Below are 24622 nucleotides of genomic sequence, written 5' to 3'. Positions count from 1 at the left end.
GGGCGCGGCGCGGACGAGGCGTCAACCCGGCACGGGCGGGTAGCGGCGGAATGCAGGCGGCACCACGGCCGCCGCATCGATCGTGGAGAGGTGTGTCATGCCGCGCGGATCCAGCCCGAAACGGGAACGCCAGTACGAGCACATCAAGGACAGCGCCAAGAATCGCGGCGAGAGCGAGAAGAGGGCCGAGGAGATCGCCGCCCGCACCGTCAACAAGGAACGGGCCCGGCACGGCGAATCCAAGACCGCGAGCAAGTCGTCGACCCAGGACATGTCCTCCGGGAAGCGGGGCGGGCAGCGCTCGCACAAGGGCGCCGGGGGCCAGACCTACGACCAGCTCTACGCCGAGGCGAAGCGCCGCAACATCGACGGCCGATCGAAGATGAACAAGAAACAGCTCCAGAACGCCCTCGGCAGCTAGACGCCGGACGGGATGACCGGAGCGGACCGTGGAAGGGCCGGGACTCACCGCACGCGAGCGGCGCCTGCTCGCGGAGATCGAGCACGACCTGAGCGAGGACCGCGCCCTGGCCGGCGCCCTGTGCCGCATGCGGCCGCCGCTCCGGCGCCTGCCCTCGGTCTACTGGCACCGGCTGCACGTGCACCCGGGGTGGGTCCTCGCCGCCTGGCTCTTGGCCGCCGTCGGGCTGCTCGGTGCCGCCCGCGGCACCGGGAACATCGTGCTCGTCGCGGTCGCGGCGGGCATGTGGTTCGGCTGCGTCGCGACCGCGTTCCTATGGCTGTTCCGGGCCTGCGGGTGGCGGATGTCCCGGCGGCGCCGGCGGCGCGATCCGTGAGGGCCCGCGGCGCCGAGCGGCCCGGTTCGGCCGGGCGGCCTACGCTGGAGGCAGCGGAACCACGCGCCCAGCAGGCGCCGTCGAGAGGAGCCGGGATGCCGGCACCAGACGGACCCACGGGGGAAGACCAGCGTCCCCTCCAGGACGGCTGGCGTGTCGTGACGGTTTCCGGCGACCTCGACTTCGGGACTGCCGACGACTTGGCGCGGCAGTTGGCTGCGCCGGCCTCGGACGGCATCCGCCGCGTCGTCCTCGACATGACGGCCGTCGAATACATGGACTCCACCGGCCTTCGCGTGCTGCTCACTGCCGCGCGGGAGCTGCGTGCGGCAGGCGGCGACCTGCGGTTGGCTGCGGCACGCGACGACGTTCTGCGCATCATCGAATTGACCCAGGTCGGACCCCTGCTGCCCACCTACACCGACATAGGCGCCGCGTGTGACGGGTGACCGGCGCGACCGCCCCGCCGATGCCGTGGTCCTCGCGGACACCGTCGACCGGTTGCGCTCCGAGATCGACGGACTGCGCACGGCCATGCGCCGCCGTGCCGTGATCGAGCAGGCCAAGGGCGTGCTCATGGCGCGCCTGGGGTGCTCCGCGGACGATGCCTTCGCCCGGCTCTCGGCGATGTCGCAGGACACCAACCGCAAGCTCGTCGACGTCGCCGCGGAGCTGCTCGGGACGGCGGTCCCGTCGCCTGAGCCGGCTCCGACCGCACCGGGGGCACCGGAGACACCGGGGGCACCGGAGGCCGCCGTGGAACCCGGCCCCGGCCCGCTCGGCGGCGGCGAGAGCCCGTGGGCGCTCCTCGACAGCCTGCTCAATCCGGCGGTCATCCTCAGGCCGGTGCGCGACGACACCGGAGCCGTCGTCGACTTCCGGGTGGCCTACGCCAACGCGGCCACCGTCGACCTGGCCGGGCGCACCGGCGAGCAGCTGCTCGGCGGCCGGATGACCGAGCTGTACCCGGGCATGGTGGTGTCCGGGATCTTCCGCGAACTGCTGCGGGTGCAGGCCTCCGGTATCCCCTACCAAGGCACCGCCCAGCAGTTCATCGAGGTCGTCGGCGGAGTCCTGCACTCGTCGACGATGATCATGCGGGCCACGGTGTTGCCGGGCGGGCTGCTGCTCAACTGGCGCATCGAGGACGAGGACGAGCGGCGCGGCGCCCAGCTCGCGCAGGCGCAGCGCCTGGCCCACATCGGGATCTGGGACTACGACGTGGGCAGCGGCGAGCTGTCGTGGTCCTCCGAGGTCTTCGGCATCCTGGGCCGCGACGAGGCGGACGGCGTACCCGATCTGGACACCGCCGCCGGCTTGGTCGACCCCGCCGACCTCCCGGCGGCCCGGGCCATGGCGCAGGCCTTGGTCGACGAACGGCGCACGCAGACACTGGAGTTCCGGGTCGTCCGGCCGGACGGGCGCACCTGCACGGTCCGCGCCGCCGCCGAGCCGGTGTCCACACCGGACGGGTCCGGGCTGGTGGCCGTCCGCGGCGTCCTCCAGGACGTCAGCGCGTGGCGCCGCGACCAGGCGGCGCTCGACGAGGCCCGCGGGCAGCTCACCGAGGAGCGCGAGCGCACCGCCGTCGAGCACCGCGCCGTGCGGATGCTCCAGCGGGCCCTGCTGACCGTGCCGGACACCTCCGACCCCCGGGCGGTGCGGTTCGCCGCCCGCTATGTGCCCGCCGCGGAAGGTGCCCAGGTGGGCGGCGACTGGTACGACGCGGCAACGCTCCCCGACGGCCGCACCCTCGTCGCGATCGGCGACGTCTCCGGGCACGGCCTGCCCGCCGCCGCGGCGATGACCCAGCTTCGGCACGCCCTGCGCGGGATGGCCTACACCGGGGCCGAACCCGCGACGATCCTGCGCCGCCTCAACGAGATGGTCTGCTCTCAGCGCTCCGACTACATCGCCACCGCGATCTGCGCCCACGTCGACCCGAAGACGACCGAACTGACGTGGGCGCAGGCGGGGCACCCGCCGCCGGTGCACATGCGTGCGGGCGTGCCGCGGGTGTTGGAGCCGCCGCGCGGCATGGTGCTGGGTGCGACCCTGGAGGCCGACTACGGCACGGGCTCGGTGGCCTTGGCCCCCGGCGACATGCTGCTGATGTACACCGACGGCCTCGTCGCCCGGCGCGGCGACGACTTGGGCCGCGGCCTGTCCCGCCTGGTGCGGAGCCTGCGCGAGGATCCCTCCGACGACCTCCAGGCGTGCATCACGCGCATCATGCGCGACCTGGGCGCGCCGAATCCGCGGGACGACACCTGCCTGATCGGGATCCGGGTGCCGGAAGTCGCACGTTCGGACGCGTGAGTCCGGTTCACGAGCGCGGCAGCAGAGAACCCAGCGGCCCCAGGTCGATGTTGAGGTCTTCGGGGCGGAGGTCGAAGCGTTCGCGCAACTCGTCCATCCGGTCTTCCAGCAGCATCAGGGTCAGGCCGATCCGCTCCTCCTGCTCGGGGTCCAGCTCGCCCGCGTCGACGCGGCGCAGCGCCTGGCGTTCCATCAGCTGCCGCAGGAGTTCCACCAGGGTCAGGACGAGGCGGACCAGGTCGCGTTCGACCTCGTCCGGGTCGAGGTCGATGCGGTGCCGGTCGGACGGGCTTCGCCGCGAGGGACGGCGTGGGTCGCCGTGCGCGTCGGGGTGTCGATCGCGGCGGGGGTCGGGCCACCAGCCTTCGCTGCCGGGGAGCGGGTTGTGCGTGGTCATGTTCGGCTCCGCGGTGGGCTCTCCGAGGGGCTCGCCGGTGGGCGGCGATCGTCGGCGGTGGGGGCCGGGGCGATCAGCGCCCGCAGGTCGATGCGGACCAGCGGGACGTCGGCGATGGTCAGGGTCAGTTCCCCGCAGATCACGACGCCGCCCGCGAGCAGGCGGTCGATCAGGTCGACGAGCGTCGCCTCGGTGCGGACGTCCGGCAGCGGCGGCGGCAGCGAGAGGGCAGGCGCGGTCACGGGAAGGCGCCTCCGGAGTCCGAGCCCTCCTCCGGCGCGGTGAACGAGTACGGCACCCATGGGCCGCCCACGTCGAGGCGCAATCGGGAGTCCGCCCAGCGCGCGAGTGCGGCACCGAACGCGTCGGTCCGCTCGTGCGCGACCAGGTAGGACGCGTTGAGGACGTTCGTTTCGCCGTCGGCCGCGTCGCCCGCGCCGGGTGTCGGCCGGGGTGGCAGGTGCCGGACGTCGTCCGCCACGGCCCGCAGGTCGGCGTCCAACTCGACGACGGATTCGAGGAGTTCGGCGTGGGCGCGCTCGGCCTCGGCGCGCTCGGCGCGGCGGCGGAGCAGGTATTCCCGGCCGGCGCCGGGTCCGGTCCCGCCGTCCGCGGCGGCGGATCGGCCGCGTCCCGTGCGGGGCGGGCCGTAGGCCTTGACCCCCCATTCCGCACGCCCGGTGATGCGGGCGAGCGCGGCGTCGAGCCGTCCGGCCTCGTCCTGCAGGACGCGGCGCACGCCGTCGTCGTCGGCATACAGCGTGGCCAAGCGCATGGGCACGACGGCCGTTCCGGCGCCGACCGCCTGGACGACGCGGTGGTGGGCGCGGACCAAGCGCTCGACTTCGGCGATGTCGCCGAGCCGCCGTTCGAGGGCCTCCGGGCCGAACTCCTCCCGGGGGACGCTCTGCACGACCGCGGCCAGCGTGCCCTCGGCCACGGTCCGCACGGGGCCTTCGTGGACCCCGGCCACGCCGGTGAGGGCCTCATCGGGCAACGGCGCGTGTGCCACCGCGTAGAGGTAGCTGGCGGTGTCGGAGGCAGTCACGACTCGTCCTCCTCGTGCTCGGCACCGCCCTCCCCCTCGGCCTCGGCCAGCATCCGGCGCAGCCGCCGGTTCTCGTCGACGAGGCGGGGATCCGCCGACTCGACGGCGGCCGCGGACTCCGCGGCGGGTGCCTCCAACTGGCGGCGCAGCTGGGCATTTTCCTCGGCCAGTCGGCGGTCGGCGGCTTTGGAGGAGAGGCTCGGGTCGTGCTCCCACCAGTCGATGCCCATCTCCTTGGCACGGTCGACCGAGGCGACGAGCAGGCGCAGTTTGATGGTGAGCAGTTCGACGTCGACGAGGTTGATCTTGATGTCGCCGGCGATCACGATGCCCTTGTCCAGGATGCGTTCGAGGAGATCGGCGAGGTTGACCGGCCCTTCGGAGGGGTAGGGCGCCCCGCGGGCGGGCATGCTGCCGGACCGGCCTTGGTCGTACGGGCCGGCTCGGCGGGTGGGGTAGGTGCCGTCACTCATCGGTCAGCGGCGTTTCGTGGTGCGGGAGCGGCGGCTGCCTCGGTCGCCGTCCTCTTCTGCTTCTTCCTCGTCCTCTTCCTCATCTTCGTCTTCGTCGTCGTACTCGTCCTCCTCGTCGTCCTCCTCGTCGTCTTCGGGCTCTTCCTCTTCTTCCTCGTCCTCGTCTTCGGCCTCGTCGTCGTACTCGTCGTCGTACTCGTCGTCCTCGTCGTAGGCCTCGTCCTCGTCGTCTTCCGGTTCCTCCTCGTCGCCCTCCGCTTCGTCTTCGTCCTCTTCGTCCTCCGCCTCGTCTTCGTCTTCCGCCTCGTCCTCGTCTTCCGCCTCGTCCTCGTCCTCGTCTTGGTCTTCGTCCTGGGCTTCGGCTTCGTCCTCGTCGTCGTCAGGCTCTTCCTCGGCCGACTCCTCGTCCTCCGGTTCCTCCGTGCCGGCCTCGTCGTCCTGGTCTTCCCGGTCGCCTTCGTGGTCTTCGGCGAACATCACGTGGTGGCGGAAGCGCTTGAGGTCGAGCCGCAGCCGCCGTCCACCGACCCGCCACAGGTTGCCGACCCGCTCGACCGGACCGGACGGGTGGTACTCGACGTCGACCACGATGCGGGTGAGACGGTCGCCGATCTCGTGGAAGGTCACCACGCCGCGCGTGCTGCCCTTGGCGCCGTCGGACGTCCAGACAATGCGCTCGTCCTCGGTCTCCTCCTCCACTTTGGCCTGCCAGCTGCGGCTGGAGGGACCGATCTTGACCTTCCAGTTGCTCTCGTCGTCGCCCTTCTCGTCGACGCTGCGGACGCCCTTCGACCAGTCGGAGAACTCCTCGTAGCGCGTCCAGTGGTCGTAGGCGACGTCCACGGGAACGCCGACGTCGATGACCTCCGTGATGTGCGTGAACTTCTTGGCGCTGCGCTGGCCCTTCCCTCCGACGGCTTTGGCGGCCGTCTCCGCGACCTTGCCCGCCGCTCCGGACATGCCGTCGCCTGTGCCGGACTGGAGCTTCGACTTCAGCCCGCTGAACCCGGCCGACGCCACGTGCCCGACCATCGAGCCGAGATGCGGCTTGGGGAGATCCAGGCCGGAGAGCAGTCCGGAACCGTTGCCCTCCGCCATCTTGTCGGCGGCGTTCACGACGTGCTGTCCGGCGTTCTCGACGAAGTGCAAGGTACGTGCGGCCAGATAGTGCTCGGCGGCTTCCATCAACCGGTCCATGGGCGCGTCCGCGCTGCCGTTGCCCGAGTCGCTGCGGGTGTCGTTGGCGGTTTCGCTGCGGGTGGCCATGGCTCAGTCCTCCTTCTTGGTGCTGCGCGACCGGGTCCCCGTGCTCCGGGTGCGGCTCGGCGACGCGGTCCGCGAGGACGTGCCCCGGCGCGACGATCCGCCGGACGGGCTCTTCCGCGACGAGGACGACGAAGACGACTTCGCCGTCTTGGACGTACCCGAGGACTTCGCGGACCGGGACGACCCCGTGGTCTTGGCCGATCCGGACGAACGGGACGACTTGGCGGACCCGGACGAACGGGACGACTTGGCGGACCCGGACGAGCCGGAGGACTTCGCGGACCGGGGCGATCCGGCGGACTTGGTGGACTTGGTGGACTTGGTGGACTTGGACGAGCCGCTCGACTTCGCGGCGCTGCCCGACTTCGACGCACTGCCGGACTTCGCCGAGCTACCCGACTTCGCCGACCGCGACGGCCCGGACGACTCCGACTCTCCGTCGTCCTTCGCGCGGCCCTCGTACGGCGACTTGTCCAGTTCGTCGGCCCGGTCCTCGAGCCGGTCGGCCAGCGCTCCGACGCGGCGCTCCACCTGGGCGGTGAGCGCGGACTTGCCGGCGGCGGTCACGTCCTTGCGCACCCGGTCGGTGACGCGTTGCAACTCCGGTGCCGCACCCAGTCGTTTTGCTCCGGCGGCGACCAGTTCCTTGGGATTGACGCGGTAGTGCCTGGTCAGCAGATAACTGCCGACGCCGATGGCCATACGTCCCTTCTTGGTGCGGCCCAGAACATAACCGCCCGCCACTGCCGCGGCGAGAATGGCTCGGTTGCTCATGACTCCTCCTCGTCCTCCTCGTCCCCGTCTCGTGCCGGTATGGCCGGTCCACTCGATCCGAGCCGGTATGTCGCCGGCTCGAGACGTTCCAGCAAGGCGTCCTCGCGCCTGTCGTAGGTCTCCTCGTCGATCTCTCCCTCGGCCAATGCGCGTTGCAGTTCCGCGAGTTCTGCGCGGATCGCGGCCGGGTTGCGGATCTCCGCGGTGGCCGCGTCCTCGACGCGGCGCGCCACCCAGACGACGCCGCGGACCGGAGTCAGGGGAAGTGTCAGCAGTCCGGTGAACAGGCCCATGGATGTTCGCCCGCCTCCGTCAGGTGCCTTCGACGGCGTCGGGTACGGCGTCGGGGGCGAAGCTGTACACGGGCAGGGGGCCGGTGCAGCGCAGCCACACGCCGTCGCCCACGTTGCCCTCCAGTGCCTGCACCGCGCTCCGAAAGCTGTCGGCGTTCGCGCGTTCGACGAGGAAGGACAGGTTCGCCGCGACGTTCTCCACTTCCGGGCCCGTCTGCGTGTCGATCGCTTGGTCGGCCAGCCGGTGGAGCAGCAGGTCCCGGACCTCGGTCTCGCGGCGGGCCACGGCGTTCGAGACGAGTTCGCCCAGGCGCATCTGGTCGTCGAGGACTCCGCTCTTCCGCGCCTTTTCGCGCTGGGCCAGGATGCCGTCGTCGGCGGCCACGATGTCGCGCAGGACGGTGTCGAGGTCGAACTCGGCTTTGACGTTGAACTCCGTCGTCCCGGCGAGGCGTTCCAGAGCTTCGGCGTAGCGGGTGGCCTGCTCCTCCAGATGGGCGGCGACCTGCGCGTCGTCGTCGAGGACGGCGCCGAAGCGCAGCGGCAGGACGGGTCCGCGGTCGGCGAGTGTGCTGAGGACTTCGTGGTGCGCCGCGACGTCGCGCCGGCGGGCCCGGAGGTCCGGCGGCGCGTCGCCGGCGACCGCGGCGACCGGTCCGCGGGCGATCCGGCGCAGCGGGGCGGGCGGGTCGCCGATGCCGGACACGTCCGGCAGCGCGTCGTCCGCCGGGATGATGGCGTAGACGTAGGTGGCCATCACTCGTCCTCTTCGTCGGTGTGCCGCCGCCTGCGCCGCGGCCGCGCGTGCTCGGGTTCGCGTTCGCGCTTCGAGGACGCGCCGGAGTCGTCTTCGTCCTCGTCGTCGCCTTTGCCGACCGCCTTTTGCACCTTTCCGGAGATCGCGTCGACGGCTCCTCCGATCGCGCCTTCGGTCTTGCCCTTGCTGCCGGATTCGGTCATGTCGGAGACCAGGCCGGGGAGCGTGGAGCGGCGTCCGGTGTGCTCGAGGTCGAGCCGGTTGGTGGCCTCGGCGAATTTCAGGTAGGTGTCGACGCTGGCCACGACGATCCGTGCGTCGATCTGCAAAAGTTCGAGTCCGAGCAGCGACACCCGGACGAAGACGTCGATGACCATTCCTCGGTCGAGGATCAGCTCCAGAACGTCGTAGAGGTTCCCCGAGCGGGCGGCGTCGTCCCGCTGCCGGGTGGCAGGCTGGTTGGGCGAACCCATCGCACTTCCGCCTTTCTCGGTCGGTTCCCGCGTGCTTGTCGCGGGATTTGCGTTGGTGGGGCGGCACCGGCGGGCGGGTCAGCCCGAGGTGTCGCTGCGGCGGAAGCGTGCGACCCGGTCGTAGCCGACCAGCTCGCCGCGCTTGTCGAGCCGGAGGCGGTAGGTCGCCAACAGGCTCGTGGTGTCCGGGATCCGCGGCACCTCCACGACGTCGATGCTGATCTCCCAGCCGTCGTCGGTCCGGCGCAGTCCGGAGACGCCGTCGACCGGCCGGTCCACGAGCGCGTCGACGTACTCGTGGGCGAGCCGGGCGGCATCCTTCGCCCCCACGCCGGATGCGGCAGCCCTCGACTTCCGGGCGCTGCTTCCGCTCTTGGTTCGGCGAGGCGTTTGCTCGGCCATGTGGCCACGTCCTTCGGTTTACGTCGCATGTGGGGCGCCTAGCCGATTTATCGCTTTCAACACATTTATTCGCAAATCGTATGCAGCTGTCCTGCGTCATCTGCGAATGACAAGACGGCGGAACGCCGACCGGAAGAGCGCGAAAAGGAACGCGGCCACAAAGGCGCCGCCTACGGCCCCGAGACGGCGCGCGGTGAACACACCGATGCCGCGCAGGAGTGCGGGGCCGGCGATCGCGAGGTCGGCATGCATGGAGAACCTCCAGCAGGTCACGTCCATGCCCGGAGGCTGCCGCAATTCGTGCCGCTCACACCTGGCGGTGCAACTTGCCCTGCCGGAGCCGGTGTATGGCCTGGCGGCTACCGCGGAGCCGGGCCGCCGCGCGGGCGGGCCGGGTTCGGGGAGCCGCCTCGGCGGGCGCGTTCGCGGGCCAGCTCGGCGTCGAACTGGAGGCCGAAGAGGATGGCGACGTTGGTCAGCCACTGCCAGATCAGAAAGATCACGACGCCGGCCAGCGCGCCATAAGTGCGGTTGAAGGAACTGAAGTTCGCCACGTAGGCGGCGAAAGCCGCGGATGCGACGAGCCACACGGCGACCGCGACCACGGTTCCGGGCGTCAGCCAGCGGATGTGCTCGTCCCGCGTGTCCGGGGCCGTCCGGTACAAGGCGGCCAGCGTCAGCATCACCAGGACGAGCAGCACGGGCCACTTGGCGTACGACCAGGCGGTCAACGCGGTGTCGCCGATGCCGAGAGCGTGGCCGAGCCCCCGCGCGGGTGCTCCGGTGAAGACCACGATCAGCGCCGCCAAGCACGCCGAGCACAGCAGCCCGGCCGTCACCGCGATGCGGTGGAGAAACGTCTTCCGCAACGGGCGCCCCTCGGACACCTCGTACACCTGGTTCGCCACGCGCATGAACGCGCCCACGTAACCGGAGGCCGCCCACAGCGCCGCGGCGAGCCCCACCACCACGTACACCGAGCCCGAGCTGCGGCCGGCCTGCAGCTGCGTGACCGCGCCGTTGAGGATGTCCCGCGCCGCACCGGGCGCGATGTCGTCCAGGTTGTCGAGGATCCGCCGGGTGGCGGCGGTCCCGACCACGCCCAGGACCGAGACGAGGACCAGGATGCCGGGGAACAGGGACAGCGTCGCCCAGTAAGTCAGTGCCGCGGCGCCGTCGCCCAAGTGGTCGCGGCGGAACGCGGCGACGGCTCGGGACAGTACCTGGCGCCACGCCCGCATCGGCAGGTCGGTGGGCTTCTTCGGCTTGTTCGGCTTGTTCGGCTTGTTCGGCTTGTTCGGCTTGTTCGGCTTGTTCGGCTTGTTCGGCTTGTTCGGCTTGTTCGGCTTGCGAATATCGGCCCCTCCGCCGTCGTCGTACCGGGCTTTCACGGAATGTGCATCAAACGCCACGCCAGCCCGAACAACCGGGAGGCCAGCCGGACGACCGGAAGCCCCAAGGGAATCAGCAGAATCGTCACACAAAGCAGGGCGCCGACAAGCCATACGACGGCCGCGACGAGCCCCACGACTACACCGAGCAGCGCCGTAACGATTCCGGCAACTGCACGCAACAGTCCGACGAGCAGACCCATGACGGACTCCTTTCCCGAGGGGAGCGGCCGGCGGGTGTGACACACCCGTCGGCCGCGCCCCTCGAGAAGCGGATCACCACCTGTACCAGCGGCCCCGAGAGCCCCCCGCGCCCGCTCCTCGGAACAGGAAGCCGAGGAGCCAGATGACCAGGACAGCCAGGGCTATCCACCACAGCACGTGAAGTGCGAACCCGGCACCGAACAGGATCAGCGCCAACAGGAAAACCAGAAGGATTGGAATCATGCCGGGCGGCTTCCCAGGAAATCGCTTTCCACACGCCGGGGCCGGGTCCGGGCTGAAGCCCGCCGGTCGGAGTCCGCGCAGGCCCGCGCCGCCGGCCCCGGCACGGGGTCGGCGGCGCGATGCGCGGCGGGTCAGCTGTTCTCGGCCTGGAACATCCAGGCCTGCTTCTCGAGTTCCGCGGTAATCGTGATCAGCAGATCCTGGCTGACCGGGTCGGGCTCCTCGGTGGCGGCGATCCGGTCGCGCATCCGCCGGACGACGGCGACATGCGCCTCGACGAACGCAGTGATCACGTCGGTGTCCTTGATCCAGCCTTCGGCGATCCCCGGGACCCCGGTGTCGCGGGCCAGAGTCGCCGCGCGGCCGTCCGGGTTCACACCGATCGCGACCGCGCGTTCGGCCACCGTGTCGGCGAAGGTCCGAGCCGAGGTCACCACTTCGTCGAGCTGGAGGTGCACGCTGCGGAACCGGGGGCCTTGGACGTTCCAGTGCGCCTGCTTGGCGACCAGCGACAGGTCGAGCAGGTCCACGAGTGCGCCCTGCAGCGCCTCGCCCGTGACTTTGCGGGCATCGTCGGCGAGGGGGCTGGTGATGACGGCCATGGTTGTGCTCCTTGGGGCTGATGGTGGTCGGTACGCCCGACGGTTATTCGGGCGGCGCCGGAAGGTCGGCTTCCGCGGCGTTCAGTGCGACCGTGATCGTCGTGAGCGCGTGGTGGCGGAAAGTCGTCGCGCAACCGGCGGGATAGGTGTCGATCGCTCGCATGAGGCCGCGGCGGACGAGCCGGGCCGCGGTGTCCCGGCCGAAGCGCGGGTCCCGGGCGAGGCGGTCGACAAGGGGTCCGGTCATCGGAGTGCACAGCTCCGCCACGCACGCCCGGAAGCGGGCGTACGAAGGACCGAACGGCGGGAGCAGGCGCATCCGCCGCACCAGGCGCTGGGTCAGCTCCTCGACCTGGTCGTCTTCCAGCGCGGACAGGGCCACCCAGGCCAACTGCCGCGCCCGGCGCATCCGCGCGCGGTGTCCGAGTACCGGAGGCTGGTCCGGCGGAGCGGGAAATCCCTGGGCACCAAGTGGGGTGGACATCGTCGCTCATCTCCCTTCGCCCGGGCCGCTACCCGAGCGCGGCCGGTTCATCCGGGTCCAGGGGCAGGGGAAAGGTGATTGACCGGCGCGGATCCGGATAGCGGCCCGGTGAGTGCCCGGGCGGGCCGCGCCCGGGTCCGAACCCGAGCGGAGGCCCGTATGTCCGACGAACTCCATGGAATGACCATCGCGTTTCTCGTCGCGCCCGAGGGTGTCGAGCAGGTCGAGCTGACGTCCCCGTGGGAGGCCGTCGAAGCCGCGGGCGGCACCCCGCGGCTGGTGTCCACCGACGACGGCAAAATCCGCGGGTTCAACCACCTCGACGCCGCCGACACGTTCCCCGTCGACGCGACCGTCGGCAGCACCTCGGCCGACGACTACGCGGGCCTCGTCCTCCCCGGCGGCGTCGCCAACCCCGACTACCTGCGGACCCGCCCCGACGCCGTCGCGTTCGCCAAGGCGTTCTTCGACGCCGGCAAACCGGTCGCGGTCATCTGCCACGGCCCCTGGACACTCGTCGAAGCGGACGTACTGCGCGGCCGTACCGTCACCTCGTGGCCCAGTGTGGCCACGGACATCCGCAACGCCGGAGGCGTGTGGCACGACGACGAGGTCGTGGTCGACGCGGGCCCGCCGAACCTGCTGATCAGCAGCCGCAAGCCGGACGACCTGCCGGCCTTCAACGCGGCGATCCTGCGCCACTTCGCCGAGTAGGCACCGGCGAGCAGGCGCCGACGGGTGGGCATCGGCCGGAAGGCGGCGCCGGAAGGCCGGAATGCCGTTCGGGCGGCACCCGCCCGTCGCGCGTCGTGTACGCCGGGTGCACGTCCGGCCCGTCGGCCGGCAGCCGGGCCGCGACGAACCCGGCGGGCGCCCGCCGCCAGCGGATGCGGGCCCCGAGCGGCGGCGGCGGTCCCGGCGTAGCACTGGTCGCGGATCTTGGCCGTACCGGTAGTCGTAGTTGCGTCCGCCGCCGCCCGGCGCGGTCGTGCTCCGGGTAGACCTACGCGGCCGTCACCGCGGACCCGGCCGCGGTGAGCAGCGCCATCGTCCGCTGCAGGCGGCCGGTGCGGACGTTCGCCACCACCCGCGCCGCGGTGGTCATGACCGGCCTCCGGGCAGGAACTCCTGCAGTTTGGCCTTGAAGCCCTGGCGCACCATCGCGGCGCGGTCGCTGTCGCCGCGGAGCACCGAGGCGGCGGCCGCCTCGATCTGGTCCCAGGTGGCATGCGGCGGGATGGGCGGCACGGCGGGGTCGGTGTGGATCGAGACCACGCACGGCCGGTCGGCCTTCAGCGCCGCCGCCCACGCGGCTTCGACCTCGCCCGGCTCCTCGGCGGCGATGCCGCGCAGGCCGAGCGACTCGGCGAACCCGGCGTAGTCGACCGCGGGAAGCTGCTGCGACGGCAGGAACTGCGGGGCGCCCTGCATGGCGCGCATCTCCCAGGTGACCTGGTTGAGGTCGCGGTTGTCGAGGATCCCGACGACCAGCCGCGGATCTTCCCACTCGTGCCAGTACTTGGCGATGGTGATGAGTTCGGCCATGCCGTTCATCTGCATCGCCCCGTCGCCGACGAGCGCGATCGCGGGCCGGTCCGGGCACGCGAACTTGGCGCCGATGGCGTACGGGACGCCCGGGCCCATGGTGGCCAGCGTGCCCGAGAGCGAGCCGCGCATGGCGCCGCGCATCTTCAGGTGCCGGGCGTACCAGTTGGCGCTGGATCCGGAGTCCGCGCTGAGGATCGCGTCGTCGGGCAGCAGGTGGTCCAGCACGTGGACGGCGAACTCGGGGTTGATCGGGTCGGCGTCGACGGCGGCCCGCCGTTCCATGACCTGCCACCACCGCTCGACGTTGTCCTGGATGGTGTCGTGCCAGCCGCGGTCGTCCTTGCGGACGAGCATCGGCAGCAGCCGTTCCAGTGTCGCGACGGCGTCCCCGACCAGGTTCACTTCGAACGGGTAGCGCAGGCCCACCATGAAGGGGTCGATATCGACCTGCACGGCCCGGGCCTGACCGAACTCGGGGAGGAACTGGCTGTAGGGGAAGCTCGATCCGACGACCAGCAGGGTGTCGCAGTCGCGCATCATCTCGTACGAGGGGCGGGTGCCCAGGAGACCGATCGAGCCGGTGACGTACGGGAGCGTATCCGGCAGGACGTCCTTGCCGAGGAGGGCCTTGGCCACGCCGGCGCCGAGCAGTTCGGCGATCGTCTCGACATGCGCGCGGGCGGCGCGGGCGCCTTGCCCGGCGAGGATCGCGACGCGTTCGCCTTCGTTGAGGATCGCCGCGGCTCGGCGCAGGTCGTCCTCCCCGGGGACCGGCGCCCAGTGCGACATGCCGAGGCTCGACGGGACCATCTTGAAGGCGTGCCCGGGAGGTTCGTAGTCCAGCTCCTGCACGTCCGCCGGGATGATCACGGCGGTCACGGTGCGCTGCGCCGCGGCGGTGCGGATGGCCCGGTCGAGGACGTTGGGCAGTTGCTCGGGGACGGTCACCATCTGGCAGTAAGCCGAGGCGACGTCTTTGTAGAGGCTGAGCAGGTCGACTTCCTGCTGGTACGAGCCGCCCATCGCACTTCGGTCGGTCTGGCCGACGATGGCCACCACCGGGACGTGGTCGAGCTTGGCGTCGTACAGCCCGTTCAGCAGGTGGATCGCCCCGGGCCCGGACGTCGCGGCGCACACGCCTGGCCTGCCGGAGAACTTCGCGTAGCCCACCGCCTCGAACGCGGCCATCTCCTCGTGCCGGGCCTGGATGAACCTGGGCCGGTCCTCGGCGCGGCCCCAGGCGGCGAGCAGACCGTTGATCCCGTCACCGGGATAGGCGAATACGTATTCGACATCCCAGTCCCGCAAGCGCTCCAAGACGTAATCGGCAACCTTTGCTGACACGGGATCTGCCCTCCTTCGGACCGGCTGCGCCCCGTGCGGCGTTCCACGCACGCCCGCACGGCCCCACCGCGGACACGCGACGGGCACTCACCGTGCGGCTAGCCGCAAATGGGCGTGGGAAACCCGGCCGACCCTCCTGTCACGCGCGGCCGGATGCTGCGGTCACGATACGGCCGCGTCAGCCCAGGCCGATTTCGCGCGCCACCGTGTGGAGGCGGTCTCGCCCCTGCGGGACGGGCACGTTCCGGATGTGCACGGGGACGGCCGGGATTTCGCGGGGTGTGGTGCCGGCTGCCGCGGGCGACCCGCCGCCGGTCGGCGCGAACGCGCGGGCGGGGCGGGGAGCGGCGCCGATGACGGCGGAAAGCGGCCGGCTGGGGGCGGCCTGCTTGGTGTTGCTCTTGTCCATCCGGGACACGTCGGGCGTGCGCACATCGGGCACGTTGAGTGCACCGAAGTAGCGCAAGTGGTCCGGGGTTACCTGATCCAGAGACGCCACCTCCATACGGCCGTGCCGCGTGCGGACCGGTCCGGCGCCCGTGACGTGGACCAACGGCATGCCGGCGGCGGCCGCCGAGGCGACGCCGGTCGAGGAGTCCTCCAGCGCGACGACGTTGCCCGGGCTCCAGCCGTTGTTGCCGGCCGCCTTCAGGTAGGGGTCCGGCGCGGGCTTCGTCTGCGCCAGGCCTTCGGTGTCGTTCGCGACGATGTCGACGAAACGCTCGTGGCGGAGGCCCGGGATCGCACTCGCGACGGCGTCGACGATGCCCGAACTGGACGCCGTCACCATCGCGACGGGGACGTTCGCCTCGGTCAGCCGGTCGAGCAGCGGCACCGCACCCGGCATCGGCGCCACCCCGTGCTCGCGGATGAGCCCGGCCATGGCCTCGTCGTTCGCGCGCGCCATCTCCTCGACCGCCGGCACCCGGGACGCGTCGCGCTCGGCGACCGCGGCCACGAGCCGGGCGGCGACGTCCAGACTCGTCGCACCGTCCGGCAGGCCCTCCAGGTGCCGGGGCTCCACCTCGGCGCCGTAACGCGCCACGGCGATCTCGTTGGCCCGGTTCCAGCTGACCGGGTCTTTCGGATCCTCGCTCGTCGTCCGGGCAAGCGTACCGTCCAAGTCGGAAGCGATGCCCTGCACACTGCCGCCCCGAATACGGCCCGTGTACTGCCCGTTCTCCGCCATCCACCGTCCTCCGACGTCCTGTTGCCACATTGGCGCCCCGGCCACCGGCTGCCTCGGCCGGCCCGCCGCCGCGCAGCCGCGTTCATGCTGGCAGGCCGTACCGGGAGGCGGCGCGGGATCAGCGACAATCCGCGCGTACCGGATGGAGCGGCGCCGCAGGCGGCGGACGGTGCTCGGCCGCCCGGTGCGGGCGGGGCCGGACCACCCCGCTCGGCAGGGAAATCGATGGCTCTGGCACATTCTCCCCGGCAATGATCACTGGTCGATCCGTCACCACACACCGCAGAGGACATCGATGCGTTCTGCCCGCACGCGCCTTGCTTACGCCGCTCTGGCGTCTTCCCTGCTGCTCGGCGTCAGCGCCTGCAAGTTCGGCTCCGACGACAAGGACAAGAAAGCCGGGGACGCCGCCGTCTCGGCCTCCTCCGCGCCCGCCGCGACGGCTTCCGGGCCGTCGGCTCCGGCCTCGGGTCCGGTCTCGGGTGGTCCGGCGTCCCCCGGCTCGGCCGGTGCCGGGAGCAAGGCCCTCACCTCCGCCGACCTGAAGGCCGCGCTTCTCACCCAGCAGGAGATGGGCACCGGCTGGACCGCCAAGCCCAACACCAGCGACGTCTACGGCAGCATCACGATGACCGCCGTCCCCGCGAACGCGCAGTGCCAGCCGCTGCTCGACCTGATGGCCGGCGCGAAGCCCGCCTCCGCCGCGTATGCCGGCGAGATCCTCACCACCACCGCGGACAAGCACACGTCGATATCGCTCGACCTGGTGCGCTTCCAGAGCCAGGACGAGATCTCCAAGCAGCTCGCCGCGGTCGCCAAGCTGCGCGACGCGCACGACTGCCTGGAGATGACCGCCACGAACACCAAGGGCCAGAAGACCGAGTACCAGGTGATGTGGGGCGATCACCAGCCGCAGATGGGCGACGCCTCGGTGTGGGTCAGCCTGCTGTGGGGCGATCCGAAGAACATGGCGGACCCGAACCACCCGGAGCCGTCCGCGTCACTCCAGTTCGTCCGGGTCGGACCGAACCTGGTCAAGTACGACGGCCGCCCGGAAAGCACCTCGTACAGCGCCGAGTTCGTGCCCGACGCGCAGGTGAAGGCACAGGTGGACAAACTCACGGCGGCCACCCGCGGCTGACCCGGCCGGCCGGACCGCACGAACACCCGTGCGCGGCAAGCCCGCCCGGCCTCCCTGCACCCCGGGGGCCGGGCGGGCACCGTTCCCGCGGTGTCCGAGAACCGGTGACGCCGCCCGGTGGATGATCGACCGGGCGTCGGACGGGCTGCGGCGGCTCACCCCGCCCGACTGGCCCGGCCTGCACGGAAAACGGGCCGCGCCACGGGACAATACGCAACCAAGATGAGTAAACCTGGAACAACTCCTCAGGAATCCGCCCCGCTGTGCCTGGTGACCGGTGCGACGGGCTACATCGGCGGCCGTCTCGTGCCCGCGTTGCTCGACGCCGGGTACCGGGTGCGGTGTCTGGCCCGGGATCCCGGACGGCTGCGCGACCAGCCGTGGCGGGACCGCGTGGACGTCGCCCGCGGCGACGTCCTGACCCCGGCGACGCTCGGGCCCGCGCTGGATGGGGTGGACGTCGCGTACTACCTCGTGCACTCCCTCGGCACCGGGACCGATTTCGAACGCCTCGACCGCGAAGCCGCCGGGGCGTTCGGCGGCGTGGCGCGTTCGGCGGGCGTCGGCCGCATCGTCTACCTCGGCGGCCTGCTGCCCGCACGCGTGCCCGCGGCGCAGCTGTCCCCGCACCTGAGATCGCGCGCCGAAGTCGGGCGTGTGCTGCGGGCCAGCGGTGTTCCCACCGCGGAGCTGCGCGCGGCGGTCGTCATCGGATCCGGCTCGGCGTCGTTCGAGATGCTCCGCTATCTCACCGAGCGGCTGCCGGTGATGGTCACCCCGCGGTGGGTACGGACGGCCGTGCAGCCGATCGCGGTGCGCGACGTCCTGCACTACCTCGTCGGTGCGGCGGATCTGCCGCGCGAGGTGAACCGCGCGTTCGACATCGGCGGCCCCGAAGTGCTCACGTACCGGGACATGATGACCCGGTACGCGGCCGCCGAGGGGCTGTCCAGGCGGGTGATCATCCCCGTGGGTGTCCTCACCCCCGGGCTGTCCAGCCTCTGGGTCGGCTTCGTGACACCGGTGCCCAGTTCGCTCGCCCGCCCGCTCGTGGAATCGCTGCGGCACGAAGTCGTCTGCAGCGAACACGACATCGCCGACCACATCGCCGACCCGCCGGGCGGCCTCACCGGGTTCGACCGGGCCCTGCACTTGGCCCTCAGGCGCGTGCGGGACGACGACGTGGCGACGCGCTGGTCGTCCGCGTCCGTCCCCGGGGTGCCCGCGGATCCGCTGCCCACCGACCCCGCGTGGGCGGGCGGCAGCCTGTACCGCGACATCCGGCAGCGGGCCGTCGACGCCCCGACCGACGCGGTCTGGTCGGTGATCGAGGGCATCGGCGGCGAGAACGGCTGGTACTCCTTCCCCCTCGCCTGGTCGCTGCGCGGCGTCATGGACCGCGCGGTGGGCGGCGTAGGGCTGCGCCGCGGCCGCCGCGACTCCCACCGCCTGCGGGTCGGAGACGCGCTGGACTTCTGGCGGGTCGAGGAGATCCAGCCCGGACGGCTCCTCCGCCTGCGCGCCGAAATGCGGCTGCCCGGCCTGGCCTGGCTCGAACTGTCCGTCCGCCCGGACCCGCGCGGCCGGGGCAGCGTCTACCTGCAACGCGCGCTCTTCCACCCCCGAGGCCTCGCCGGACACGCCTACTGGCGGGCCATCTCGCCGTTCCACGCCATCGTGTTCGGCGGCATGGCACGACGCATCGCGGCGCGCGCCGTCGCGGCATCCACTACTCCGACGAACCCCCCGACCGCCCCTACCGGAAAGACCCCATGACCCGCCAATCCGACAGCACTTCGCCCGCGATCGTGCTGTTCACCCAGGACCTGCGCGTGCACGACAACCCGGTCCTGGACGCCGCGCTCGCCGACGGGCCGGACGTCTTACCGCTCTTCGTGCTCGACGACGCCATCACGGGCACGCCCTTCGCGGCACCGAACCGCATGGCCTTCCTCGCCGACTGCCTCGCCGACCTCGACGCCTCGTTGCGCTCCCGGGGCGGCCGCCTGGTGGTCCGCAAGGGCAGCACGGCCCACGAGGTGAAGCGCCTCATGGCCGAAACCGGTGCCACGCGCATCCATGTCGCCGCCGGAGTGACCCGGCATGCCGCGCACCGCGAGGAGGAGCTGCGCGCGGCGTTCGACGATCGGCTGCACGTGCACGGCCGGAGCCTCACCGTTCTCGACCCGGGCGCGGTGACCCCGACGAGCCGCGACCACTACGCGGTGTTCACGCCCTACCTGCGCGCGTGGTCGGCGGTGCCGGGCCGCAAGGTCCTGTCGGCCCCGGCACGCCTCGACGTACCGGAATCGGCCTCGGGCACGGCGCTTCCGTCGTACCGGGCGGCGTCTCCCGCCCTGCCGAAGGGCGGCGAATCGGAAGGCCGGCGGGTGTGGCGGCGGTGGGTGGACGGCGGCGGCCTCGCCGGCTACGACGAGGCGCACGACGCGCTGGGCGCCGACGGCACGTCGCGGATCTCGCCGTACCTGCACTTCGGCTGCCTGTCCGCCACCGAAATCGCCGCGCAGGCCGCGGCGGAGGAGTCCGCGGGTGCCGAGGCGTTCGTCCGCCAGCTGGCCTGGCGCGACTTCCACCACCAGGTGCTGGCCGCCCGCCCCGACTGCGCGGACACCGACTACCGGAAACGCGGCGACACCTGGGTGCGCGACGAGGCCGAGGCCAAGGCGTGGCGCGATGGCCGCACCGGCTACCCGCTCGTGGACGCCGGGATGCGGCAACTCGCACAGGAGGGCTGGATGCACAACCGGGCGCGCCTGCTCACCGCGTCGTTCCTCGTCAAGACGCTGCGCCACGACTGGCGGGAAGGCGCCGCGCACTTCCTGTCCCTGCTCGTCGACGGGGATATCGCCAACAACCAGATGAACTGGCAGTGGATGGCGGGAACGGGCAACGACACCCGCCCGAACCGCGTGCTCAACCCGCTCGCGCAGGCACGGCGCCTCGACCCGGACGGGACGTACGTCCGGCAGTGGGTGCCGGAACTGAGCGGCGTTTCCGACCGGGCCGTGCGCGAGCCGTGGAAGGTGCCGAAGGCGGACCGGAACGGCTACCCGGATCCGCTCGTCGAGCCGGAGGACTTGACGGCGCGCTATCGGGAGGCGCACGGGTGAGGGGTGCCCTGGTGTCCGGGCGGGGACTCACGGCCATGGCCGGGCACCGGGCTCAGGTTCCGGGGAGGATACGGCGCGTTTCGTAGGCCCACATCGCGATCTCGACGCGGTTGCGGGCGCCGAGTTTGGCCATCAGGCTCGCCAGATGCGTCTTCACCGTGCTGAGGCTGATGTGCAGTGCGTCGGCGATCTCGGTGTTGGTCAGCCCGCGGGCGACCGCGAGGAGCACCTGCTCCTCGCGGGCGGTGACGGGGGAAACCGGCTGGGCCGCGGGCCGGCCCGCGGGCAGGTCCGCGAATGCCTGGAGCAGACGGACGGTGACGCTGGGCGCAATGAGCGCCTCACCACCCGACGCCGACCGTACGGCCTGGGCCAGAAGGTCCGGTCCCGTGTCCTTGAGGAGGAATCCGCGGGCGCCGGCCCGCAGCGCGCCGTAGACGTACTCGTCGAGGTCGAACGTGGTGATGACGACCACGGCCGGCGGGTCGGCGACGCCCGGGCCGGCCACCGACCGGGTGGCCTCGAGCCCGTCGACCACGGGCATGCGGATGTCGAACAGGCAGACATCGGGGCGCAGTTCGCAGGCCAGGCGGACCGCTTCCCGTCCGTCGGCGGCCTCGCCGACCACCTCGATATCGGGCTGGGCGTTCAGCATGATCCGCAGCCCGGTACGGATGATGGCCTGGTCGTCAGCGACGAGGACGCGGATGGGCACCGTTCTCGGTCCTCCCTCGGGGCAGCTCGGCTTCGACATGCCAGCCCTGTTCGGCGCCGGGTCCGGCCTGCAGTTTGCCGCCGAGGAGTGCGGCGCGCTCGCGCAGTCCGGCAAGTCCGTATCCGGCACGGCCCCGGCCGGTGCGGTGGCCGTTGTCGCGCACGCTCACCCGTACCGCGTGCCGTTCCGCGGTGACCCGGACGACGACCTCGGTCGCGTTGACCGCGTGGCGCATGGCGTTGGTCACCGATTCCTGCACGATGCGGTAGACGGCCGCGTCCACGGCCGGGGGCAGCGTGGCCAGTTCGCCGTCGAGCCCCAGGTCGACCCGGAGGCGACCACCCGCGGTGCGCACCAGGCGCTCCAGGTCCGCGACACCGGCAGGCGGCGCCAGCTCGGCACCGGCCCCGGGGTTGCGCAACGCGGTGACCATGGCTCGCATTTCCTCCAGCGTGCGCGCCCCTTCCTCCTCGACCCCGTCCAGCGCGTCGACGGCGGCGGACGGGTCGGTGCCCGCGAGGACCCGGCCTGCCTGGGCGCGGATCACGATGGCCGAAACGTGGTGGGCCACCGTGTCGTGCAGTTCCCGGGCGAGCTGCTCACGCTCGCGGGAGCGTATCCGGTCCACCTGCCGCTCGCGGGCGGTCACCCGGAACCGCACGGCAGCTCCGATCAAGCCGGGCAGCATCAGGAAGACGAAGCCCGCGGCCTGTTCGCCGGCCGGGGTTTCGATCGTGACGGCACACAGCGCGAAGGCCATGAGGATCACCGTGCTGCCCAGCACGATGTCCCGTCCCGATCCCCACCGGGGCAGCGCGTACACCAGGGCGAGCACGACCACGCCGCTGTCCAGGCCGACGGGCTCGCCCGATGCGGCCACCAGCGAGGCCAGCTGGAGCACGGCCACCGAGCCGAACGCCAACGTGACCATCGCCAGGGGGCGGGGCCGTCGCCACAGGGACAGCACGCACAGCCATACGGCGAACACCACCGCCACCGGCCGCCACACGACGTTCTCGCGCAGGGTGGCCTCCAGCACCACGCCACCCAGGCCCGCGGCGAGCAGTGCCCAGTCCCGCCACACCCGGGCGGGCGCGTCGGGCGGTCGGGGTTCGGTCCACAGGGTTCGCAGGTCGTCTCGCAGCACAGTTCTCAGCCTAGGGACCGCGGCGTGCCGCGCATCGGCCGAAAGGACGGGGCGTGCCCCCGCCCTGGGGCCGACGGATCCGCGGCCCGCGAGCCGATGCCGCGGAGCGCCGTGGCGACGAACCTCGGCATCGGCGGCCGCACCAGGACGGCCGACGAGGTGATGTGAGGAACCGATGCTCTCGAAAGCCCTGTTGCGCTTGGGCGCCGGCGCGGCCCGCCATCCTTGGCGGGTGATCGCGGCGTGGCTGACTGCCGCCGCGCTTGCCGTCCTCGCCGCGATCGCCGTCGGCGGGCGGACCGCGGACTCGATGACCGCTCCGGGACTGGACTCCGAACGGGCAGCGCACCTGATCGAGCGGGCCGGCACCGGCCAGGAGGGCATGACCGCCCAGGTGGTCGTGACCCCCCTGGACGGCGGTGCGACGTTCTTCGACCACGGCAGTGCGCGCGCCGCTCTCGCGCGGCTGCAGACCGAAGTGCGGCGGCTGCCGCACGTGCTCGGCACGAGCGACCCGGCGGGGGCGCTCGACGCAGGCGGGGACACCACCGTGCGCGGCGGCCTGGTCTCGGCCGACGGGCGGATCGCCGTCGTCCGGGTGCAGTACCCCGACCAGAGCCGGCTGTCGGCCGACGACCTCGACGCCCTCGTCGGTCTCGGCGACCGGCTGCGCGCCGAACTGCCGCTGCGCATCGAGATGGGCGGGAACCTCTTCTACGCCTTCTCCGACCCCGACGGCGGCGCAAGGGAACTGATCGGGATCCTCGCCGCGGCCGTGATCCTGTTCCTGGCGTTCGGTTCGCTCGTCGCCGCCGCGCTGCCGATCGGCATGGCGGTCTTCGGGCTGACGGTCGGGGTCGCCACGATGACGGTACTGGCGGGGGTGACGGACGTCCCGACCTTCGCCCCGGTCCTGGGCAGCATGGTCGGGCTCGGAGTGGGCATCGACTACGCGCTGTTCGTGCTCGCCAGGCACCGGGAGCACCTCGCGCGCGGGCTCGACCCCCGCGAGGCGGCGGGGCGAGCGGTGGCCACGGCCGGGAGGCCCGTGGTCTTCGCCGGCGGCACCGTCGTCGTCTCGATCCTCGGCATGGCGGTCGCGAACGTACCGTTCATGACGGTGGGCGGGTTCGCCGTCTCGATCGTCGTCCTGATCATGGTGCTCGCGTCGGTGACGCTGCTGCCGGCCTTCCTCGGCGCCTCCGGCACACGCCTGGCCCGGCCCGGTCGGATCGGCCGGGCTCTGCAGAACCGGAAGCCGGGCCGGCTCGCACGGCGACGGGACCCGGCGGCGGGCGCGGCCCACGCCGCCGGGTGGCGTCGCTGGATCGGGCACGTCAGCCGGCATCCGGTGCCGTACGCGGTCGGCGCGGCAGCGCTGTTGCTGACCGCGACGCTGCCCGTGCTCGGGCTGCGCGTCGGCCTGCCCGACGACGGCTCACTGCCGCACAGCCGTACCGAGCGCCGGGCCTACGACCTCGTCGCCGACGGGTTCGGCCCGGGCACCAACGGTCCCCTCGTCATCGCCGCCGACCCGGCCGGGGATTCGGGGGCGCTGGACCGGCTCGTCGCCACGGTCGCGGCGGATCCGGGCATCGCCTCCGTCGCGCCGGCGCACGTCGATCGGGCCACCGGCATCGCGACTGTCGTGGTGTTCCCGACCACCAGCCCTCAGGACAAGGCCACGGCCGACACCATCGCCCGGCTGCGCAGCGACGTGCTGCCCACGGCGATCGGGCACGGCCCGGCGAGGGCGTACGTCGGGGGCGCCGCCGCGAGCCTGTCCGATGTGGGCCAACGCACCAGTGAACGGCTGCCGGTGTTCGTCGCCGCCGTGTTGGCGATGTCGTTCCTGCTGCTGATGCTGGTGTTCCGCTCGATTCTCGTACCGCTCAAGGCGGTCCTGATGAATCTGCTGAGCATCGGCGCGGCCTACGGCATCATGGTCGCGGTCTTCCAGTGGGGGTGGGGAGGCGCACTCATCGGACTGGAAGCGACGGTTCCGATCGTGTCGTTCATCCCGATGTTCCTCTTCGCCATTCTGTTCGGCCTGTCGATGGACTACGAGGTCTTCCTCCTGTCCCGCGTACGCGAGAAGTACCTGCGCACCGGCGACAATCGCACGGCGATCGTCGAAGGCGTCTCGGGGACCGCCCGGATCATCACTTCGGCCGCCCTCATCATGGTGGCGGTCTTCCTGTCCTTCGCGGTCGCCGAGGACCCCTCCATCAAGATGTTCGGGCTCGGCCTGGCCACCGCGATCTTCATCGACGCCACGGTCGTGCGCATGGTGCTGGTCCCGGCGACCATGACACTCCTCGGCCGGACCAACTGGTGGCTGCCGAAGTGGCTGGACAGGATGCTTCCCCGCGGCCCGTTCGGCGCCGACGACACCGGCGCAGCATCCACGGGTGAGGCCCCGCGTCCAGGGCTGGTCGACCGTTGACCCCGGGGTGCTGTCGGCTCGGGGTGCCATCGGGCCGG

Annotated in this window: 29 protein-coding genes; 10 read left to right on the top strand and 19 right to left on the bottom strand. The window is 71.9% G+C overall.

Annotation, left to right across the window (positions count from 1 at the left end; translation table 11 throughout):
- The first annotated feature begins 97 nt into the window (after window positions 1-97).
- The 4 genes from ACPA54_RS36580 (at window position 98) to ACPA54_RS36565 (ending at window position 3116) form a co-directional block, all read left to right on the top strand.
- Window positions 98-421 (top strand): plasmid stabilization protein, encoded by a 324-nt coding sequence (locus tag ACPA54_RS36580; RefSeq protein ID WP_423536522.1) that lies wholly within the window; start codon window positions 98-100, stop codon window positions 419-421.
- Window positions 422-449: 28 nt separating this feature from the next.
- Window positions 450-797: a hypothetical protein gene (locus ACPA54_RS36575; RefSeq protein WP_423536520.1), complete on the top strand. Its 348-nt coding sequence runs from the start codon at window positions 450-452 to the stop codon at window positions 795-797.
- Between the two features lie 95 nt (window positions 798-892).
- Window positions 893-1246 carry an STAS domain-containing protein gene (locus tag ACPA54_RS36570; RefSeq protein ID WP_423536518.1) on the top strand — a complete coding sequence of 118 codons (354 nt, stop codon included), beginning with the start codon at window positions 893-895 and terminating at the stop codon, window positions 1244-1246.
- Window positions 1236-3116, top strand: a complete 1881-nt coding sequence (locus ACPA54_RS36565) for a SpoIIE family protein phosphatase (RefSeq protein WP_423536516.1) — start codon at window positions 1236-1238, stop codon at window positions 3114-3116. Before ACPA54_RS36570 ends, ACPA54_RS36565 begins: the two co-directional genes overlap by 11 nt.
- A 7-nt stretch (window positions 3117-3123) precedes the next feature.
- Here the strand turns inward: ACPA54_RS36565 and ACPA54_RS36560 are convergent, their stop codons facing one another.
- The 5 genes from ACPA54_RS36560 to ACPA54_RS36540 are packed head-to-tail and all read right to left on the bottom strand — an operon-like array spanning window position 3124 to window position 6300.
- Window positions 3124-3513 (bottom strand): gas vesicle protein K, encoded by a 390-nt coding sequence (locus ACPA54_RS36560; RefSeq protein WP_423536514.1) that lies wholly within the window; start codon window positions 3511-3513, stop codon window positions 3124-3126.
- Window positions 3510-3755 (bottom strand): gas vesicle protein, encoded by a 246-nt coding sequence (locus ACPA54_RS36555; protein WP_423536512.1) that lies wholly within the window; start codon window positions 3753-3755, stop codon window positions 3510-3512. Before ACPA54_RS36555 ends, ACPA54_RS36560 begins: the two co-directional genes overlap by 4 nt.
- Window positions 3752-4561 carry a GvpL/GvpF family gas vesicle protein gene (locus tag ACPA54_RS36550; RefSeq protein ID WP_423536510.1) on the bottom strand — a complete coding sequence of 270 codons (810 nt, stop codon included), beginning with the start codon at window positions 4559-4561 and terminating at the stop codon, window positions 3752-3754. Before ACPA54_RS36550 ends, ACPA54_RS36555 begins: the two co-directional genes overlap by 4 nt.
- Entirely contained in the window at window positions 4558-5034 is a 477-nt protein-coding gene (locus ACPA54_RS36545) for a gas vesicle protein (protein WP_423536509.1), read from the bottom strand. Before ACPA54_RS36545 ends, ACPA54_RS36550 begins: the two co-directional genes overlap by 4 nt.
- Window positions 5035-5037: 3 nt before the next feature.
- Entirely contained in the window at window positions 5038-6300 is a 1263-nt protein-coding gene (locus ACPA54_RS36540; RefSeq protein ID WP_423536507.1) for an SRPBCC family protein, read from the bottom strand.
- Between ACPA54_RS36540 and ACPA54_RS36535 the strand changes: the two genes are divergently transcribed.
- Window positions 6299-6964, top strand: coding sequence for a hypothetical protein (locus ACPA54_RS36535; protein WP_423536505.1), 666 nt, complete (start codon window positions 6299-6301; stop codon window positions 6962-6964). The two genes, ACPA54_RS36540 and ACPA54_RS36535, sit on opposite strands and share 2 nt — an antisense overlap.
- Window positions 6965-7070: 106 nt before the next feature.
- On the opposite strand, the gene ACPA54_RS36530 is transcribed toward ACPA54_RS36535, so the two are convergent.
- The 10 genes from ACPA54_RS36530 to ACPA54_RS36485 all read right to left on the bottom strand — a co-directional run bounded on the left by ACPA54_RS36530 (window position 7071) and on the right by ACPA54_RS36485 (window position 11923).
- Window positions 7071-7367, bottom strand: a complete 297-nt coding sequence (locus tag ACPA54_RS36530) for a gas vesicle protein GvpG (protein WP_423536503.1) — start codon at window positions 7365-7367, stop codon at window positions 7071-7073.
- Window positions 7368-7386: 19 nt separating this feature from the next.
- Entirely contained in the window at window positions 7387-8124 is a 738-nt protein-coding gene (locus ACPA54_RS36525) for a GvpL/GvpF family gas vesicle protein (protein ID WP_423536502.1), read from the bottom strand.
- Window positions 8124-8597 carry a gas vesicle protein GvpJ gene (gvpJ, locus tag ACPA54_RS36520; protein WP_423536500.1) on the bottom strand — a complete coding sequence of 158 codons (474 nt, stop codon included), beginning with the start codon at window positions 8595-8597 and terminating at the stop codon, window positions 8124-8126. The genes ACPA54_RS36525 and gvpJ overlap by 1 nt, the downstream gene beginning before the upstream one ends.
- 78 nt (window positions 8598-8675) lie before the next feature.
- The gene (locus ACPA54_RS36515; RefSeq protein WP_423536498.1) at window positions 8676-8999 is read right to left on the bottom strand and encodes a gas vesicle protein GvpO; all 324 of its coding nucleotides are present in this window, start codon (window positions 8997-8999) and stop codon (window positions 8676-8678) included.
- A gap of 96 nt (window positions 9000-9095) precedes the next feature.
- A complete protein-coding gene (locus ACPA54_RS36510; protein ID WP_423536497.1) occupies window positions 9096-9278 on the bottom strand; it encodes a hypothetical protein in 183 nt (60 codons plus the stop codon).
- Between the two features lie 80 nt (window positions 9279-9358).
- Window positions 9359-10390 carry a YihY/virulence factor BrkB family protein gene (locus ACPA54_RS36505; RefSeq protein ID WP_423536496.1) on the bottom strand — a complete coding sequence of 344 codons (1032 nt, stop codon included), beginning with the start codon at window positions 10388-10390 and terminating at the stop codon, window positions 9359-9361.
- Entirely contained in the window at window positions 10387-10593 is a 207-nt protein-coding gene (locus ACPA54_RS36500; protein ID WP_423536494.1) for a hypothetical protein, read from the bottom strand. The genes ACPA54_RS36505 and ACPA54_RS36500 overlap by 4 nt, the downstream gene beginning before the upstream one ends.
- A 73-nt stretch (window positions 10594-10666) precedes the next feature.
- Window positions 10667-10837, bottom strand: coding sequence for a hydrophobic protein (locus ACPA54_RS36495; RefSeq protein WP_423536492.1), 171 nt, complete (start codon window positions 10835-10837; stop codon window positions 10667-10669).
- Between the two features lie 131 nt (window positions 10838-10968).
- A complete protein-coding gene (locus ACPA54_RS36490; protein ID WP_423536491.1) occupies window positions 10969-11439 on the bottom strand; it encodes a Dps family protein in 471 nt (156 codons plus the stop codon).
- Between the two features lie 43 nt (window positions 11440-11482).
- The gene (locus ACPA54_RS36485; protein WP_423536489.1) at window positions 11483-11923 is read right to left on the bottom strand and encodes a hypothetical protein; all 441 of its coding nucleotides are present in this window, start codon (window positions 11921-11923) and stop codon (window positions 11483-11485) included.
- A gap of 180 nt (window positions 11924-12103) precedes the next feature.
- On the opposite strand from ACPA54_RS36485, the gene ACPA54_RS36480 reads away from it, so the two are divergent.
- Complete coding sequence (locus ACPA54_RS36480; RefSeq protein ID WP_423536573.1) at window positions 12104-12637, top strand: type 1 glutamine amidotransferase domain-containing protein; 534 nt, start codon at window positions 12104-12106, stop codon at window positions 12635-12637.
- Between the two features lie 387 nt (window positions 12638-13024).
- Here ACPA54_RS36480 and ACPA54_RS36475 read toward each other — a convergent pair whose 3' ends face one another.
- Both ACPA54_RS36475 and ACPA54_RS36470 read right to left on the bottom strand, forming a co-directional pair.
- Window positions 13025-14815, bottom strand: a complete 1791-nt coding sequence (locus ACPA54_RS36475; protein WP_423536487.1) for a thiamine pyrophosphate-requiring protein — start codon at window positions 14813-14815, stop codon at window positions 13025-13027.
- 178 nt (window positions 14816-14993) lie between these two features.
- Window positions 14994-16004, bottom strand: coding sequence for an HAD family hydrolase (locus ACPA54_RS36470; protein ID WP_423536485.1), 1011 nt, complete (start codon window positions 16002-16004; stop codon window positions 14994-14996).
- Window positions 16005-16299: 295 nt separating this feature from the next.
- Between ACPA54_RS36470 and ACPA54_RS36465 the strand changes: the two genes are divergently transcribed.
- The 3 genes from ACPA54_RS36465 (at window position 16300) to ACPA54_RS36455 (ending at window position 20276) form a co-directional block, all read left to right on the top strand.
- Window positions 16300-17145: a hypothetical protein gene (locus ACPA54_RS36465; RefSeq protein WP_423536483.1), complete on the top strand. Its 846-nt coding sequence runs from the start codon at window positions 16300-16302 to the stop codon at window positions 17143-17145.
- 222 nt (window positions 17146-17367) lie between these two features.
- Window positions 17368-18921: an SDR family oxidoreductase gene (locus tag ACPA54_RS36460; RefSeq protein ID WP_423536482.1), complete on the top strand. Its 1554-nt coding sequence runs from the start codon at window positions 17368-17370 to the stop codon at window positions 18919-18921.
- Window positions 18918-20276 (top strand): cryptochrome/photolyase family protein, encoded by a 1359-nt coding sequence (locus ACPA54_RS36455; protein WP_423536480.1) that lies wholly within the window; start codon window positions 18918-18920, stop codon window positions 20274-20276. The genes ACPA54_RS36460 and ACPA54_RS36455 overlap by 4 nt, the downstream gene beginning before the upstream one ends.
- Before the next feature lie 52 nt (window positions 20277-20328).
- Here ACPA54_RS36455 and ACPA54_RS36450 read toward each other — a convergent pair whose 3' ends face one another.
- Window positions 20329-20991 carry a response regulator gene (locus ACPA54_RS36450; RefSeq protein WP_423536478.1) on the bottom strand — a complete coding sequence of 221 codons (663 nt, stop codon included), beginning with the start codon at window positions 20989-20991 and terminating at the stop codon, window positions 20329-20331.
- Entirely contained in the window at window positions 20966-22138 is a 1173-nt protein-coding gene (locus tag ACPA54_RS36445) for a sensor histidine kinase (RefSeq protein WP_423536476.1), read from the bottom strand. The genes ACPA54_RS36450 and ACPA54_RS36445 overlap by 26 nt, the downstream gene beginning before the upstream one ends.
- 175 nt (window positions 22139-22313) lie before the next feature.
- Between ACPA54_RS36445 and ACPA54_RS36440 the strand changes: the two genes are divergently transcribed.
- Window positions 22314-24584: an MMPL family transporter gene (locus tag ACPA54_RS36440; protein WP_423536475.1), complete on the top strand. Its 2271-nt coding sequence runs from the start codon at window positions 22314-22316 to the stop codon at window positions 24582-24584.
- Window positions 24585-24622: the final 38 nt, after the last annotated feature.

It is taken from the genome of Uniformispora flossi, from assembly GCF_049534875.1.
GTDB classification, from domain to species: Bacteria; Actinomycetota; Actinomycetes; order Streptomycetales; family Streptomycetaceae; genus Yinghuangia; species Yinghuangia aomiensis.
Note: the sequence above shows the minus strand (reverse complement) of the source record. Positions and strands in the feature narration are given on the sequence as shown.

What these genes read in the sequence shown, in the direction of transcription:
- ACPA54_RS36580 (WP_423536522.1), top strand. Translation starts at nt 98, where the DNA reads ATGCCGCGCGGATCCAGCCCGAAACGGGAACGCCAGTACGAGCACATC.
- ACPA54_RS36570 (WP_423536518.1), top strand. Translation starts at nt 893, where the DNA reads ATGCCGGCACCAGACGGACCCACGGGGGAAGACCAGCGTCCCCTCCAG.
- ACPA54_RS36560 (WP_423536514.1), bottom strand. Translation starts at nt 3,513, where the DNA reads ATGACCACGCACAACCCGCTCCCCGGCAGCGAAGGCTGGTGGCCCGAC.
- ACPA54_RS36545 (WP_423536509.1), bottom strand. Translation starts at nt 5,034, where the DNA reads ATGAGTGACGGCACCTACCCCACCCGCCGAGCCGGCCCGTACGACCAA.
- ACPA54_RS36535 (WP_423536505.1), top strand. Translation starts at nt 6,299, where the DNA reads ATGGCTCAGTCCTCCTTCTTGGTGCTGCGCGACCGGGTCCCCGTGCTC.
- ACPA54_RS36540 (WP_423536507.1), bottom strand. Translation starts at nt 6,300, where the DNA reads ATGGCCACCCGCAGCGAAACCGCCAACGACACCCGCAGCGACTCGGGC.
- ACPA54_RS36530 (WP_423536503.1), bottom strand. Translation starts at nt 7,367, where the DNA reads ATGGGCCTGTTCACCGGACTGCTGACACTTCCCCTGACTCCGGTCCGC.
- ACPA54_RS36525 (WP_423536502.1), bottom strand. Translation starts at nt 8,124, where the DNA reads ATGGCCACCTACGTCTACGCCATCATCCCGGCGGACGACGCGCTGCCG.
- gvpJ (WP_423536500.1), bottom strand. Translation starts at nt 8,597, where the DNA reads ATGGGTTCGCCCAACCAGCCTGCCACCCGGCAGCGGGACGACGCCGCC.
- ACPA54_RS36515 (WP_423536498.1), bottom strand. Translation starts at nt 8,999, where the DNA reads ATGGCCGAGCAAACGCCTCGCCGAACCAAGAGCGGAAGCAGCGCCCGG.
- ACPA54_RS36510 (WP_423536497.1), bottom strand. Translation starts at nt 9,278, where the DNA reads ATGGACGTGACCTGCTGGAGGTTCTCCATGCATGCCGACCTCGCGATC.
- ACPA54_RS36500 (WP_423536494.1), bottom strand. Translation starts at nt 10,593, where the DNA reads ATGGGTCTGCTCGTCGGACTGTTGCGTGCAGTTGCCGGAATCGTTACG.
- ACPA54_RS36495 (WP_423536492.1), bottom strand. Translation starts at nt 10,837, where the DNA reads ATGATTCCAATCCTTCTGGTTTTCCTGTTGGCGCTGATCCTGTTCGGT.
- ACPA54_RS36490 (WP_423536491.1), bottom strand. Translation starts at nt 11,439, where the DNA reads ATGGCCGTCATCACCAGCCCCCTCGCCGACGATGCCCGCAAAGTCACG.
- ACPA54_RS36485 (WP_423536489.1), bottom strand. Translation starts at nt 11,923, where the DNA reads ATGTCCACCCCACTTGGTGCCCAGGGATTTCCCGCTCCGCCGGACCAG.
- ACPA54_RS36480 (WP_423536573.1), top strand. Translation starts at nt 12,104, where the DNA reads ATGACCATCGCGTTTCTCGTCGCGCCCGAGGGTGTCGAGCAGGTCGAG.
- ACPA54_RS36470 (WP_423536485.1), bottom strand. Translation starts at nt 16,004, where the DNA reads ATGGCGGAGAACGGGCAGTACACGGGCCGTATTCGGGGCGGCAGTGTG.
- ACPA54_RS36465 (WP_423536483.1), top strand. Translation starts at nt 16,300, where the DNA reads ATGCGTTCTGCCCGCACGCGCCTTGCTTACGCCGCTCTGGCGTCTTCC.
- ACPA54_RS36460 (WP_423536482.1), top strand. Translation starts at nt 17,368, where the DNA reads ATGAGTAAACCTGGAACAACTCCTCAGGAATCCGCCCCGCTGTGCCTG.
- ACPA54_RS36455 (WP_423536480.1), top strand. Translation starts at nt 18,918, where the DNA reads ATGACCCGCCAATCCGACAGCACTTCGCCCGCGATCGTGCTGTTCACC.
- ACPA54_RS36440 (WP_423536475.1), top strand. Translation starts at nt 22,314, where the DNA reads ATGCTCTCGAAAGCCCTGTTGCGCTTGGGCGCCGGCGCGGCCCGCCAT.